The following is a 14,173-nucleotide window of genomic DNA, read 5'->3' on the forward strand; positions in this document are numbered from 1 at the left end:
TGAGGATCATAGCGAAATTCTCTCCCTCTGGCGAATCGGTTGTTTCGGGGAATACCAGCTGGAGAAGCATGTTATCCAAGCAGCCAGTTATGATTTTATTAATATGCTGGCGCACGTCCTTTATACCATTTGGCCTAATACGCCTGAACAAATGGATATTATTATATACATCAACAACAGAAATCATCACCCAAACCAATAAAATTATAGAGGCATATAGTTACTATGCCATTATCCTTTTTCGTTACATTCACTATTAATTAAAAACAAATTCAACCGAAATTATAAATTGCATTCAAAGCCAGCACGGGAATAATACACGTGCTTGATCAATTTACTTCATTCATAGGTATTAAAATGAAACGTGCATTACTTGTCTCTGCATTAATGATTTCTTGTTCTACTTTTGCAGCGTCAAATCAACTTGATCAATGGACTGGTTTTTATGCAGGGGGTAATCTCGGTTATGGTTCAGGCCACAGTCGCGATGAAGGGAATTCAACCTCCTGGGGTGATTCAATCGACGGCGTGGTCGGTGGTATTCAGGTCGGCCATAACTGGCAGTTCGATAATAATATCGTGCTGGGCGTGGCGGCAAACCTGAACCTGTCTGACATGGGCGACGCTTTCAAAAACAGCGACCATGATAAGTATGACGCATACGATGGTTCCATTGATATCAAACAGAACGGTTCTGTCGATCTCCTGATGGGTTACGCCTTTGACCGTGTCCTGCCATACGTAAAAGTTGGCGTCACCGTCGCGAAAGAAGATTTTACCATGGGCTGCCATAAAGGTAACGTGACGAAGACAAATGGTTGTGGAAACGAATTCAACACCAACGCGTCAAACATCTCTGCTGGTATGAACGTTGGTGCCGGTATTCAATATCGCGTCACTCAGAATTTATCTGCGGGTATTGAATATACTTACGTTGACTTAGGAACGTCTTCCGTTTATCTGCACGATCCTAACTATGCAGATTATGGTTCTCGTAACTTCAACACGTCATACAGCACCACCACACTGAACGTTAACTATCTCTTCTGATATTGACCACCAGGAGGTTTATTTACCTCATGGCCGTTAGCGTTTTATAACAGCGTAACATTAGCATGTTTCATTATTTTGGATGACAATTTGTCGCGGCTGATAAATTTCATCCACATAATAATGCTGTCGATAATGTTACCTGTCAGGCCCATTATTTTTAATGGGCCTTTTACTTTGCACGACGCATTTACTGATGCATTTCTACCCTTGATAGACCCCACCTCTCGCTTAGCCACACAGGCCCTCGCCCCGATTAGATAGCACGCAGCAGTAAAACGTGCTGACATTCGTCGCCGTAATCCGTACCATACACGCCACACATTCGCTGATTCGCTATTGACCGGTCAGCGCGAGACAGGTCTTTTATCGCAAATCAAATGGACGGGAAGACGCTGTGTTTGGCCTGAACTTCCATTTAGATTTTTGAGTAACCATTAAATGCAACAAAATCAAGAAATTAGCCAAAAAGAAAAATACAATCTGAACAAATTGCAGAAGCGTCTGCGCCGCAACGTGGGCGAAGCCATCGCTGACTTCAACATGATTGAAGACGGCGACCGCATTATGGTCTGCCTGTCCGGCGGTAAAGACAGCTACACCATGCTGGAAATTCTGCGCAACCTGCAGCAGAGCGCCCCGATCAGCTTCAGCCTAGTCGCGGTCAACCTCGACCAGAAACAGCCGGGTTTCCCGGAGCACATTCTGCCAGAGTATCTGGAGAAACTGGGCGTGGAGTACAAGATTGTCGAAGAGAATACTTACGGCATCGTTAAAGAGAAGATCCCGGAAGGGAAAACCACCTGCTCGCTCTGCTCGCGCCTGCGTCGCGGCATTCTTTACCGCACCGCCACGGAGTTGGGTGCAACCAAGATCGCGCTCGGCCACCACCGTGACGACATCCTGCAGACGCTGTTCTTGAACATGTTCTACGGCGGCAAAATGAAAGGCATGCCGCCGAAACTGATGAGCGACGACGGCAAGCATATTGTTATTCGCCCGCTGGCGTATTGCCGCGAAAAAGATATTGAGCGTTTCTCTGAAGCGAAAGGCTTCCCAATCATCCCATGCAACCTGTGCGGTTCGCAGCCGAACCTGCAGCGTCAGGTGATTGCGGATATGCTGCGCGACTGGGATAAACGCTATCCGGGCCGCATCGAGACCATGTTTAGCGCCATGCAGAACGTGGTGCCATCGCACCTGAGCGATATCAACCTGTTCGATTTCAAAGGTCTGACCCACGGCGGTGAAGTGATTGACGGCGGCGATCTGGCGTTTGATCGGGAAGAGATTCCGTTACAGCCAGTAGGCTGGCAGCCGGAAGAAGAAGATGGGCAGCTGGATGAGCTGCGTCTGAACGTCGTCGAAGTGAAGTAATCTGCTTATCGCGTCTCAGGTCCGCACCTGAGACGCGTTATTCTGCGGTTATTTCAGCAGACGCACTCGGCAAGCCTTGCCTTTGATTTTCCCTTTCTGCAGCAGTTTCCACGCCTGATGCGCCACGCCTTCGCGTACCGCCACGTAAACGTGTGCCGGATGAACGTCGATTTTACCGATATCTGCGCCAACCAGCCCAACATCACCGGTTAACGCACCCAGCACATCGCCCGCACGCATTTTAGCTTTCTTACCGCCGTCGATGCACAAGGTCATCATTTCTGGCTCCAGCGGCACGATACGCGCCTTACCCGGCTCAGCGACCCAGTTGAGTTTAATTTGCAGCATTTCGGCGAGAATATTGGCGCGCTGCGCCTCTTCTGGCGCGCAGAAGCTGATGGCCAGCCCGCTGTTACCGGCACGCGCGGTACGGCCAATGCGGTGTACGTGCACTTCCGGATCCCACGCTAACTCGTAGTTCACGACCATCGCCAGCGATTTAATATCCAGACCGCGAGCGGCAACGTCGGTTGCGACCAGGATACGGGCGCTGCCGTTAGCAAAGCGCACCAGCGTCTGGTCGCGGTCGCGTTGTTCGAGGTCACCGTGCAGCACGATGGTGCTCTGACCCGCGGCATTCAGTTCCTCAAAGACAGCCTGACAATCTTTTTTGGTGTTACAGAACACCACGCAGGACGCAGGCTGATGCTGGCTCAGCAGTTGCTGCAACAGCGCGATTTTACCGTGACGCGGCACATCGAAGAACTGCTGTTCAACGGCAGGCAACGCGTCCACAGAATCAATTTCGATGGTTTCCGGCGAACGCTGCACGCGGCCGCTGATGGCGGCTATTGCTTCCGGCCATGTGGCGGAGAACAGCAGCGTCTGACGAGACGCTGGTGCAAAGCGAATAACTTCATCGATAGCATCACTGAATCCCATATCGAGCATCCGGTCCGCTTCGTCCATCACCAGCGTTTGCAGCGCATCCAGAGAGACAGTGCCCTTTTGTAGGTGGTCAAGCAGACGGCCCGGCGTCGCTACAATAATATGTGGCGCATGCTGCAAAGAGTCGCGCTGTGCGCCAAACGGCTGGCCGCCGCACAGCGTCAGCACTTTAATGTTCGGCAGATAACGGGCCAGGCGACGAATCTCACCGGCGACCTGGTCGGCCAGCTCACGGGTGGGGCACAGCACCAGCGATTGGGTCTGATAGAGACCTGCGTCCACGTGCTGAAGCAGGCCAAGACCAAATGCAGCCGTTTTACCGCTGCCGGTTTTTGCCTGCACCCGCACGTCCTTTCCCGCAAGGATGGCCGGCAGCGAGGCCGCCTGTACCGGGGTCATTGAGAGATAGCCCAGGTCATTGAGATTTTCGAGCTGGGAAGCGGGCAGGATGTTCAGGGAGGCAAAAGCGGTCACGGTGTAGTTCTCACGAATTAGGGGCTGACGTTCAGCAGGCGCGTATCCTCGCAGATCTCGCCGCGTGATGCGACAACTAATCAACGAGTGTAGCCAAGGTAGCGGAAAAAAAGATAAAAAAAAGCCGACTATTCTAAGCCGGCGTCGTACGAATCAATTGTGCTATGCAGTAATTCAAAAAAAGGAAGTAAGACAATATGGAGCGCAACGCCCATCGCTTGACGTTGCATTCACCTGCAGGAACGATATTGCCTCGATTGGGGTGCTGGTTTATTGACCTCGCTCAAATTAAGTCGTGTTATTGGCGCTTAATGGAATAAAAAAGGTGACTTTTTACAACCATTTACTGCGATGTAACCACCACGTAACACCACCAATGAGTACTACCAGCATAATACAGAAGAGGGAGAAGCCCAGATGCGATCCGCCGCCGGGAATACCCCCAAGGTTGACCCCAAACAGCCCGGTCAGGAACGTGCTGGGTAAAAAGACCATCGCCATCAGCGACATGGTGTAGGTGCGGCGCGAGAGTGACTCCTGCATCATCTGCGCAATTTCATCGGTCATCACCGCCGTCCGCGCAATGCAGCCATCAATCTCATCCAACCCGCGCCCCAGGCGATCGGCAATATCCTGCATCCGACGGCGCTGGTCGTCGGTCATCCACGATAGACGTTCGCTGGAGAGTCGGGCATAGACATCCCGTTGCGGTGCCATATAGCGACGCATCACAATCAGCTGTTTACGCAGCAGCGCCAGGAAGCCACGTGGTGGCACCTCCTGCTCCAGAAGACTATCTTCCAGATCGATAATCTTGTCGTGCAACTGTTCGATAAATTCACTGGCATGGTCGGTCAGCGCGTCGCAGACATCCACCAGCCAGGAACCGCAGTCCGTCGGCCCGCTGCCGTCCTGAAGGTCGCTAACCACATCATCCAGCGCCAGCACTTTTCGCTGCCGCGTGGAGACGATCATGCGTTCATCTATATAGAGCCGCATTGCTACGAGTTGGTCAGGGCGTTCGTCAGTGCTGCCATTGATGCAGCGCAGCGTGATCAGCGTCCCTTCGCCTAAACGGCTGACGCGCGGGCGTAAGCTTTCGCCGGAGAGCGCGTCGCGCACCGTGTTGGGCAACAGCGGCGTTGTCGCCAGCCATTGCGCGCTGTCGGGGTGGGTGTAGTTCATGTGTAGCCAGCACGGGTTCTCTTTGCTGACGGTTTCATCATCGGTCAGGGGCCTTACGCCGCCCTGCCCGTCGAGCATCCACGCGAATACCGCATCAGGTACGTTGAGATCAGATCCCTTTATGGCTTCCACTTCGCCTCCGGTCAGAACTATTTATCCTGTTAGTCTAGCCATCTGCGTTTGTTAAGCAATATGTGGGCGAGGCATCGCGCTGAAATGGTTCAGAAAAGGAACAGCCTCAGCGGCAAACCGTCTAGTAAAACACCAGGGTAACCGATAGCCTCTGCGATGTGGTGAGTCGGTAATCTTTTTTCACGATGCGAATGGACAAGATGAAAGTATGCGAACTTGCCCAACGAGTAAAAGCAGGAAAAAACCAAGCCGAGGACGTTAACTATCTGATAAGCCAGGGATGGAAGCAGATTAGCCCCGGTAAATGGCTGAAAGCGAGTCACTCCTTGCTGCTAACAGAGCGCCACGGGCATGTGGGACAGGCTAAAATGGTGAAATGAATAAAAGCTCCCTCAGGAGCTTTTTTTTGAACACTTCAACATGTTGGAATAAAAGGATTTATTTCACCTCGCGACCACTTATTGACCACATTAATGATACGATAAGCCCCGCAAAAGTGGGGCTTATATAAATAGTATTTGATGTACGGTCGTCTGTCAGTGGGGAGCCTGTTCTTGACTTCCCAATTGTAACGTGCATATATTTTATAGAGTGGAAAGCATATGAAATTAATCATCTAATATCCTCGCGAAGCACTTTAGCTTAGTTGCTCTTAGTTTCATCGAATTTAGGTTAGAGGGATTTAGCGCAAGCGATTATAACAAATAATCTTTTAATAAAATCATTACGCTGTTAAGGTAAAAAAACGTCTGTAAGTTAAACCTCTTCTTATAAGGACAAGAATGATGCTCAATCGTCAGATTCAGAATAACAATATAACGTTTGCTTTTTCTTTACTAAGCACTGTCATAACATTCAATAGCAAACAAGGACTTTTTGATATAAATAAAACACTCGAGTCTGTGTTAATCCACATACTTAACAAAACATATAGTTTATCTTTAAAAAACTTAAATATTGAAAAACATAATCATCCTGCTGTTGACTTAGGCGATATCAGTAACGGTTTAGCTATTCAGGTCACTTCCGACGGTTCAAAAGATAAATTCGTCAAAACCATGGATATGTTAGTGAAACATGACTTGCACTATATATACAATGAAGTTTGGATGTTAATAATTTCTAACGATCCCATACAACATCATACAAAAAAAGGATTCGTAACTCATGTAAGAAATTTATCCGACCTTGCAAAATCCATTTGCGAAAAACCCAGTCCTGAATTTGATTACTTATACAATATATGTGAAAAAGAGTTTGGGGTTTACTTCCCGGGAAGGAATACTTCTATATTAAAACCAACTCAGATAGCCAGCGTTAATCCTAACATAAACATTGATAAGTTTATTAACGCCAATGGAATAGACCTCATCTACGAGTATGCTGATATTACAATGGGAGATATTAGAGACGATTTAATACTATTAAAAAACACAATATCTCAACTTAATGAAGAACAACGCTGGTTTCTCTTTAGGGTTTTAGAACACACAATAAAGAATGATAACGGAAAATATATTGAAACGTGTAAAATATCTAAAAGTATAATTTACAGCGGCAAAAGCCAAGGTGAAAAATCAGCCATATGGGAAATTATAGACTCCCTCATACATATGAACATGGCTTATTACGATGAAGAGGATTATAATTTAGAGACTCCCGTCTTTGGTATTTACTTTAAAAAAGGAAAATATGATGATTTCGATTACTTCTCAGCTCTCTCTATTTTTATAAAAAAACATCCCAACTACACAACCTTGAAAAATTAATAGTTAACTGTGATTTTTCATTTATCGAATAGTTGAACCACCCAATATATTATAAATGTCTAATGAGGTGTCTTTAGATTAAAAAGCACGGGTTTTATTAGAAGGGAATAAAACATATCTTATAATTAAGCCCTGTGTTAGCAGGACTCGTATTTAGTTACTGCCAGTGGATTTGTTGCTGACCTGATGCTGTCGGGTGAGGTGCCGCTGGCACTACTACCTCCGGAGAAACGATAAAGCGCTCTATCGTTTCAGTGGTGACAAACGTTTTCCGCCGGTGTGCTCGATGTCGCCGGTCATCTTCCCGCCTTTCTTCACTTCGGGTGTGTCGAGCGTGGTACGGGTCGAGGCTTTCACCAGTACCACCGGCACAGTGGCCGTAATTGAATCCGACACGGTGACGTCGGCGGTTTTGATACCAGACACGGTGAGCGCCCCGCTTTCGGGTTCGTACTCGATAACCGCCCCGTCAGGAAAGGCGATGTGAATCGTATCGGACGAGACTGACGACGCGGGATGGTCATCCAAGAAAATGTCCGGCAGTACAAAGGCCGTATCGAGCTCTCCGCCGATGGCCAGTAATAACACCTGCTCACCGACCGAGGGTTCGCAACTTCTGGAACATCGCCCGTTTAATCCGCCCGGTCTTATCCCTGAGAGGCAGATGTTTGCGCGCCTGATACGGTGAGCCGTCCGGGGCTTTTTTCCGTTTAATCCGTTGCTGTTATGACTTGCGCAGCTCCTTTGCAATGTCACCGGCAAGCTTGCGACGCCCTACGGGTGACATGTCAGCAAGCAGCCAGGAGAGCTGGTTGTCAAAAGGCTTAAAGTCACTCATCCCATTTGCTCACCAGTTCGCCGTTAATATAGAACTCTTTTGGTCGTGTCACGGGCTCAGGCAACGGAGGCTCAGGGACATAGCTGACACGTTTTCCTCTTTGATGAGGGTACGCTCGGTGAGCTGCAGGCTGATGCTAATGTCGACACTGTCCTCGTCGTTCAAATCCATCTGGAAACGGTAGTCCTTTTTGCGGCCGTCATCGAGCGTGCAGATATCCGGCTGATTCTCACGCAGCCATGCGGCCACCGGCACGAATATTAAATCGGGGATCACCCACAAAGTCACACACATTCACATTCAGTGTGTAAATTTTCTCGTGGGACAGCGAGGCCGCGAGCCGCGCATCGATATTCCCCTCATCGGCAAAGATGCGCATCATTTCTGGGTTTGTTTTTAACTGCAGGACAGCGTCAGTTAACGCCTTGCGCAGGCTGTGTGCTTTCTTCATCGAGTTTACCCGTAGCTGCACAAGCTATAAGGTCTGCATTGCGCAGAAGAGAATGGTTTTGGTGCGCGGATACTGGCCCGGTACAGCAAACGAAACCATCGTCTTACCCGGGCCAATTGAGACAAAGGCAAACCTTCGTCAAACGCTAAAACGACTGCCAAAAATCCTTATCATGGCTCCCGGCCACCGCTGGTTTAAGCACCGCCGCTCCCGGCGCGGCCTCCAGCTTCCGCGGCTCATCTCCGATACGGAAGTTTTGCGTCCGTGACTGCAGGTCGATAACCTGATTTTTCAGAATATCAGACGACCGCGCCAGCTCCTCCACCACCATCCCGTTACTCTGCGTTACAGTTTCCAGCTCCGTCAGCGCCAGCGTTATCTGATCGATACCTTTCTCCTGCTCGGCGGTCGACACGGCAATCTGTTCCATCAGACTGTTCAGCTCGCCGGAACCGCTCACGATATCCTGCATATTCCGCTCAGCCTCGGCGACAATATTCGCGCCCTGCGTCACGTTATCGCTGGTGACGCTAATTAAGGTCTTAATGCTCTTCGCCGCCTCGGCGCTGCGGTGCGCCAGATTCCGCACCTCACCGGCCACTACCGAGAACCCTTTACCGTGGTCGCCTGCCCTCGCCGCTTCTACCGCCGCGTTCAGCGCCAGAATATTCGTCTGGAAAGCAATCCCATCAATCATGGCAATGATTTCCGTCATCTGTCGCGCACAGTCGGTGATCGACTGCATGTTCGTTGCCACCTCCCCCATCAACTCCCCGCCTTTACGGGCGCATCGGGTAGCTTCACCCGCCCGCTCGCTTGCCAGACGGGTGTGCTCGGCATTGTTCTTAGTACCAGCGCCGATCTCTTCCATGCTGGAGGCGGTATGCATCAGCGTAGCGGACTGCTGCTCGGTCTTCACCGCCAGTTCCGCGCTGCGGTTTGCCAGCTGTTCAGACAACGTCATCGCCGTATCGGACGAAGAACGAATCTCCGCCACCAGCGTGGAGATATTATTCGATAAGCTATTGATACCCGGAATTAAGCGCCCGGCACAGTTATTACCAAATATCGGAATACGCACCGATAAATTACCATCATTAACTTCATCAATGCTGCGCTTTACGGCGTTAATCGGCGTAACAAGATATTTGGTCATATAAAGCCAGAGCGACGCCAGCGCCACTACCCAAACCAGGTTAATGGCTAAATGCAAGAATATATTCTTTGATAATATTAAGCAGATCACATCTACAATAAGGAAAACCGCCAGAATAAATACCAGGATAAACGTTCGGACGCTAATGTTTTTAAACATAATCTTTTCCCCAACACCTGTTGTGTCATTTTGTTATATCACCACAAGGGGTATTTTCCAGATTATTTCCATGTTTATAAGGAGTTTAATTGTTAGCAGTGCCAGTTTCACTTTTACCAGACAATTACGCCACCTTAAGTAAAATCAACAATCTCAACGACTAATGAAACACTTAAGCAGTGATAAAATAAGAATTATATAAAAAAGCAACACTTAACATTCATTGGCATTTCATCAAGTTTTAGCCGTACTTAATCGAGTTCAATTCAGTAAAAAGAGTCACAGGTTATTGCTATTTCGCTGTGTAAAATTCGGAATTTACTGATAGATTAATTAAACCCCCTTTATGAAAAGGTATGGATTACATGATGCTGCATGCTTCGTGGGACCCGATACTGGTCGGTATTTCATTTTTGGTGGCCTTCATTGCGTCTTTCGTTGCGCTTGATAGTGCTGCAAAAATTGCTGCGTCTAATAAAAAAGCCGCTATCTTCTGGCGCATTACCGGCGGCGCGACGCTGGGTATTGGTATTTGGTCAATGCATTTTATCGGCATGCTGGCGATGAAAATGCCGATGCCAATGAGCTATCACCTTGAGCTCACGGTTATTTCTCTGCTGGTAGCCATTATTGCCTCTTCATTAGCGATTAATATCGCGGTTGCAGGTAACACGCTGTCGTTAAAACGCCTCTGCATTGCCACCGCCCTGCTCAGCTCTGGCGTCGTCACCATGCACTACGTGGGCATGGCGGCATTGATGGCCCACGATGATATCGTCTGGAGCATTCCGCTGATTATCGCCTCGGTGGTCATTGCTATCGTGGCCTCCTGCGTGGGCCTGTGGCTGGCCTTCAGCCTGCGTCTCAACAGTAAAGGCGTGCTGTTGACCCGCGTCGGCGCGGCGTTCGCCATGGGTATCGCCATTGCCGCCATGCACTACACCGGCATGAGCGCCGCCACCTTTACCGGCCACGGCCATATGATGATGGGCCACGACGCGATGGTCAGCGAAGAGGGGCTCTCGATCTGGGTGTCGGTGACCACCCTGCTGCTGCTCGGGCTGATGCTGATGATTTCGATGGTCGACTCGCAGGTGCGTACCGCCCGGTTGACGGAAAACCTGCAGCGCCTTAACCAACAGTTGGAGCAACAAGCGCGCTTTGATGGCCTGACCGGGCTAGCCAACCGCAGCCAGATTGATATGCGTCTGCTGGCCTGCCTGCATCAATCCCGCCTGGCGGGCAGCACGTTTGCGCTGGTGCTGATGGATCTCGACCGCTTTAAGCTGATTAACGACGCCTGGGGTCATCACGTTGGTGATAATCTGCTGGTCTCCGTCGCCAACCGCATGAGCGCCTGCCTCAATCCCAAAATGACGCTCGCACGTATCGGCGGTGACGAGTTTATCCTGCTCGCGCCAAACTGCACTGAAGCGGAAATCACCGATATTTGCACCCGCCTGGTGGAGAGCGTCCGCCGCCCGTTCTACCACTCCGGGCAGATCCTACAGATTTCACTCAGCGTGGGAATAAGCCTCTATCCAGGCCACGGAGAAACGCCGCAGGAACTGAAACTCTCGGCGGATACTGCGATGTATCACGTGAAGCACAATGGCCGTAACGGCTGGGTTTTCTACCATGAATCGATGCTCGACAGTACCTGGCAAGGAGCACACTTCCTGCAGGATCTGACTCAGGCGCTGGATCGCGGCCAGTTTGAACTGTGGTATCAACCTAAGTATCACGTCAAAGAACAGCGTATTTACGGCTTTGAAGCGCTGCTGCGCTGGCGACACCCGAAAAAAGGTATCCTGCTGCCCGACGTATTCCTACCCACGCTGCAAAACACCGGGCTCATTGTCCCGGTGGGCAACTGGATAGTGGAGCAAGCAAGCCAGCAGTTGCATAAGTGGAGCATTGCCGGGCACGACGACTGGACGGTATCGCTGAATATCTCGCCGGTGCAGTTTGAGCAGCAGAACTTTTACGAACGGGTGTGCGAAGCGCTGGTGCGCCATCGCGTCTCCCCAACCCGCTTAACGATTGAACTGGCAGAAACCACCGCGTTACACGGCTTTGACCGCAGCGTGCAGATTTTCAACGACTTCTGCCGCATCGGCATCACCATCTCCATCGATAACTTCGGCGTGGGTTATTCCAACATGCTAGCGCTTCAGGATCTCCCCGCCGGAGAGCTGAAAATCGACAAGAGCTTTATGAAAGACATGCGAGAAAACAGTAAGCACGTCAAAATCGTCTCGACCATCATTAACATCGCTCACTCAATGAATATGGACGTCGTTGCCGAAGGTGTGGAAACGCAGGAGCAACAGCGCATCCTCAGCGGGTTGGGCTGTGATGCGCTGCAGGGCTTCTGGTTCTCCGACCCGGTGCCGGCTGAGGATATTGAGGTGATGCTGAGTAACCTGCCGCTGACCGGCGACCCGAATGCGCCCGCGGCGCTGAGGCGGGATATTTCGTCCGGGAAGAAACGGCAGGCTTGAAGTCTGGCGATCGGTTTACGCCGATTGCTGGCTTATTAATGAATTTTGATCATTACCATTAGTAAATTCCCCCCTCTAATCAAATAAATCCCCACGCGCTATCCTTCTTCTACTCAGAAGAAGGATAACCCCATGCAAACAGTACAACTGAACAACGGCATTGCGATGCCGCTACAGGGCTTCGGTGTCTACCAGATGACCGATGCTGCCGAATGTGAACGCGCGGTGCTGGATGCCCTCGAGACCGGCTACCGTTTAATTGATACCGCCGCCTCCTACCAGAATGAAACCCAGGTAGGCAACGCCCTGAAGCAGAGCGGTATTGCCCGTGATGCGCTGTTTATCACCACCAAACTATGGCTGCAAGGCACCAGCTATGAAGGGGCGAAAGCACAGTTCGAGCGCTCGTTGAACCGCCTGCAGCTTGACTACGTTGACCTCTATCTTATCCATCAGCCCTTCGGCGACGTCCACGGCGCGTGGCGAGCCATGGAGGAACTGCATGAGGCGGGAAAAATTCGCGCTATTGGGGTCAGTAACTTCCAGCCAGACCGACTGGCCGACCTGATGGCCTTCAACCGCATAGCACCCGCTGTTAACCAGGTCGAAGTCAACCCGTTCAACCAGCAGCTTCACGCCACGCCGTGGATGCAGAGCCGCAGCATTCAGCCGGAAGCCTGGGCACCGTTTGCCGAAGGGCGCAACGGCCTATTTGCGCATCCGGTGCTGACGGCTATCGGCAATAAATATGGCAAAAGCGTGGGCCAGGTCGTCCTGCGCTGGCTGCTCCAGCGCGGCATCGTATCGCTCGCGAAATCGGTGCGTAAGGAACGTATGGTCGAAAATTTTGCCATCAACGACTTTGCGCTGAGCGCTGACGACATGTTGCGCATTGCCGCGCTGGATACCGCCACCAGCGCCTTTTTCTCTCATCGTGACCCGGCCATCGTTGAGTGGCTGGCGGCCCGTAAACTCGACGTTTAACGTGATTAAGGATCCTTCAATGCAACAGAGAACTCTTGGCCAATCTGGCCTGAAAGTGTCCGCACTCGGTCTGGGCTGCATGGGCCTGAGCTACGGCTACGGCCCGGCAACCGATACCCGCCAGGCGATTGAGCTTATCCGTGCCGCCGTTGAACGCGGCGTGACCTTTTTTGATACCGCAGAAGTGTACGGCCCTTATCTGAATGAAGAGGTGGTCGGCGAAGCGCTGAAGCCGTTTCGCGATCGCGTGGTGATCGCCACCAAATTCGGTTTTACTTTTGGCGATGACAACAAGCAGCAGATTTTAAACAGCCGCCCGGAACATATCCGCCAGGCGGTTGAAGGCTCGCTTAAGCGCTTAAAAACCGACGTTATTGATCTGCTCTACCAACACCGCGTGGACCCGGAAGTGCCAATCGAAGACGTAGCGGGCGTAGTGAAAGACCTGATCGCCGAAGGCAAGGTGAAACACTTTGGCCTGTCTGAAGCCGGCGCGCAAACCATTCGCCGCGCCCATGCCGTCCAACCCGTTGCCGCACTGCAAAGCGAATACTCCATGTGGTGGCGTGAGCCAGAGCGGGAAATTATTCCGCTGCTGGAAGAGTTGGGCATCGGTTTTGTGCCGTTCAGCCCGCTGGGTAAAGGCTTCCTGACCGGTGCCATCACCACCGACACCGCCTTTGGTAGCGATGATTTCCGCAGTAAAGTGCCGCGCTTCCAGGCTGAGGCCCGCGAAGCAAACGCCCAGTTGCTGACCGTGCTGTCTGACCTGGCCGCCGAGCGCGGAATTACCCCGGCACAGATTGCCCTCGCGTGGCTGCTGGCGCAGAAACCGTGGATTGCGCCGATTCCGGGCACCACCAAGTTACACCGTCTGGAAGAGAATCTGGGTGCGGCAGAGATTGTACTCGCGGCAAACGACCTGCAGAAAATCACCCAGGCGCTGGATGCGATTAAGATTGTGGGTGACCGTTATCCGGCGTCCATCCAGGCTCGCGTTGGGCGCTGATTGACCCTCCCGGCGTCGCGATTGTACGACCGGATACATAGGTAACACTTCAGACCGGGAACATAGGTAACACTTTCCTAGTCTATCCGGATAATACTACGGCTTTTCCGGTCATAGTAAGCAAGCGTTATACCGTT

9 protein-coding genes and 4 pseudogenes are annotated in these 14,173 nt (G+C 51.1%); 7 read left to right on the top strand and 6 right to left on the bottom strand.

Annotated features, from left to right (window positions below; genetic code table 11):
* The first annotated feature begins 357 nt into the window (after nucleotides 1–357).
* The 3 genes and pseudogenes from FHC49_RS11290 to ttcA all read left to right on the top strand — a co-directional run bounded on the left by FHC49_RS11290 (nucleotide 358) and on the right by ttcA (nucleotide 2,427).
* Nucleotides 358–1,050 (top strand): outer membrane protein, encoded by a 693-nt coding sequence (locus tag FHC49_RS11290; RefSeq protein WP_185666086.1) that lies wholly within the window; start codon nucleotides 358–360, stop codon nucleotides 1,048–1,050.
* A 264-nt stretch (nucleotides 1,051–1,314) separates the two neighbouring features.
* Nucleotides 1,315–1,445, top strand: a pseudogene (locus FHC49_RS24705) (site-specific integrase); the annotation flags it as partial.
* A 46-nt stretch (nucleotides 1,446–1,491) separates the two neighbouring features.
* Nucleotides 1,492–2,427 carry a tRNA 2-thiocytidine(32) synthetase TtcA gene (ttcA, locus tag FHC49_RS11295; RefSeq protein ID WP_185666085.1) on the top strand — a complete coding sequence of 312 codons (936 nt, stop codon included), beginning with the start codon at nucleotides 1,492–1,494 and terminating at the stop codon, nucleotides 2,425–2,427.
* A gap of 48 nt (nucleotides 2,428–2,475) precedes the next feature.
* On the opposite strand, the gene dbpA is transcribed toward ttcA, so the two are convergent.
* Both dbpA and zntB read right to left on the bottom strand, forming a co-directional pair.
* Nucleotides 2,476–3,849, bottom strand: a complete 1,374-nt coding sequence (dbpA, locus tag FHC49_RS11300) for an ATP-dependent RNA helicase DbpA (RefSeq protein ID WP_220439795.1) — start codon at nucleotides 3,847–3,849, stop codon at nucleotides 2,476–2,478.
* 333 nt (nucleotides 3,850–4,182) lie between these two features.
* Nucleotides 4,183–5,166: a zinc transporter ZntB gene (gene zntB, locus FHC49_RS11305; RefSeq protein ID WP_220439796.1), complete on the bottom strand. Its 984-nt coding sequence runs from the start codon at nucleotides 5,164–5,166 to the stop codon at nucleotides 4,183–4,185.
* A gap of 782 nt (nucleotides 5,167–5,948) precedes the next feature.
* On the opposite strand from zntB, the gene FHC49_RS11310 reads away from it, so the two are divergent.
* Nucleotides 5,949–6,935, top strand: coding sequence for an SMEK domain-containing protein (locus FHC49_RS11310; protein WP_220439797.1), 987 nt, complete (start codon nucleotides 5,949–5,951; stop codon nucleotides 6,933–6,935).
* 270 nt (nucleotides 6,936–7,205) lie between these two features.
* On the opposite strand, the pseudogene FHC49_RS11315 reads toward FHC49_RS11310, so the two are convergent.
* The 4 genes and pseudogenes from FHC49_RS11315 to FHC49_RS11330 all read right to left on the bottom strand — a co-directional run.
* Nucleotides 7,206–7,541 (bottom strand): annotated as a pseudogene (locus FHC49_RS11315) (phage baseplate assembly protein V); the annotation flags it as partial.
* Nucleotides 7,540–7,773 (bottom strand): annotated as a pseudogene (locus tag FHC49_RS11320) (phage virion morphogenesis protein); the annotation flags it as partial. The pseudogenes FHC49_RS11320 and FHC49_RS11315, both read right to left, overlap by 2 nt.
* Nucleotides 7,766–8,224, bottom strand: a pseudogene (locus FHC49_RS11325) (phage tail protein). The pseudogenes FHC49_RS11320 and FHC49_RS11325, both read right to left, overlap by 8 nt.
* Nucleotides 8,225–8,369: 145 nt before the next feature.
* Complete coding sequence (locus FHC49_RS11330) at nucleotides 8,370–9,539, bottom strand: methyl-accepting chemotaxis protein (protein ID WP_185666082.1); 1,170 nt, start codon at nucleotides 9,537–9,539, stop codon at nucleotides 8,370–8,372.
* 365 nt (nucleotides 9,540–9,904) lie between these two features.
* On the opposite strand from FHC49_RS11330, the gene FHC49_RS11335 reads away from it, so the two are divergent.
* From FHC49_RS11335 to FHC49_RS11345, 3 genes are all read left to right on the top strand, one after another.
* Complete coding sequence (locus FHC49_RS11335) at nucleotides 9,905–12,043, top strand: bifunctional diguanylate cyclase/phosphodiesterase (protein WP_255581341.1); 2,139 nt, start codon at nucleotides 9,905–9,907, stop codon at nucleotides 12,041–12,043.
* A gap of 132 nt (nucleotides 12,044–12,175) precedes the next feature.
* On the top strand, nucleotides 12,176–13,027 hold the full coding sequence (locus FHC49_RS11340) for an aldo/keto reductase (RefSeq protein ID WP_220439798.1): 852 nt from the start codon (nucleotides 12,176–12,178) through the stop codon (nucleotides 13,025–13,027).
* Nucleotides 13,028–13,046: 19 nt separating this feature from the next.
* Nucleotides 13,047–14,036 carry an aldo/keto reductase gene (locus tag FHC49_RS11345; protein WP_220439799.1) on the top strand — a complete coding sequence of 330 codons (990 nt, stop codon included), beginning with the start codon at nucleotides 13,047–13,049 and terminating at the stop codon, nucleotides 14,034–14,036.
* Nucleotides 14,037–14,173: the final 137 nt, after the last annotated feature.

It is taken from the genome of Kluyvera sp. EC_51 (genome assembly GCF_019584505.1).
Taxonomy (GTDB): Bacteria; Pseudomonadota; Gammaproteobacteria; order Enterobacterales; family Enterobacteriaceae; genus Kluyvera; species Kluyvera sichuanensis.

Coding starts and splice junctions, on each gene's coding strand:
- FHC49_RS11310 (WP_220439797.1), top strand. CDS start 5,949: ATGATGCTCAATCGTCAGATTCAGAATAACAATATAACGTTTGCTTTT.
- FHC49_RS11290 (WP_185666086.1), top strand. CDS start 358: ATGAAACGTGCATTACTTGTCTCTGCATTAATGATTTCTTGTTCTACT.
- FHC49_RS11335 (WP_255581341.1), top strand. CDS start 9,905: ATGATGCTGCATGCTTCGTGGGACCCGATACTGGTCGGTATTTCATTT.
- FHC49_RS11330 (WP_185666082.1), bottom strand. CDS start 9,539: ATGTTTAAAAACATTAGCGTCCGAACGTTTATCCTGGTATTTATTCTG.
- FHC49_RS11340 (WP_220439798.1), top strand. CDS start 12,176: ATGCAAACAGTACAACTGAACAACGGCATTGCGATGCCGCTACAGGGC.
- FHC49_RS11345 (WP_220439799.1), top strand. CDS start 13,047: ATGCAACAGAGAACTCTTGGCCAATCTGGCCTGAAAGTGTCCGCACTC.
- ttcA (WP_185666085.1), top strand. CDS start 1,492: ATGCAACAAAATCAAGAAATTAGCCAAAAAGAAAAATACAATCTGAAC.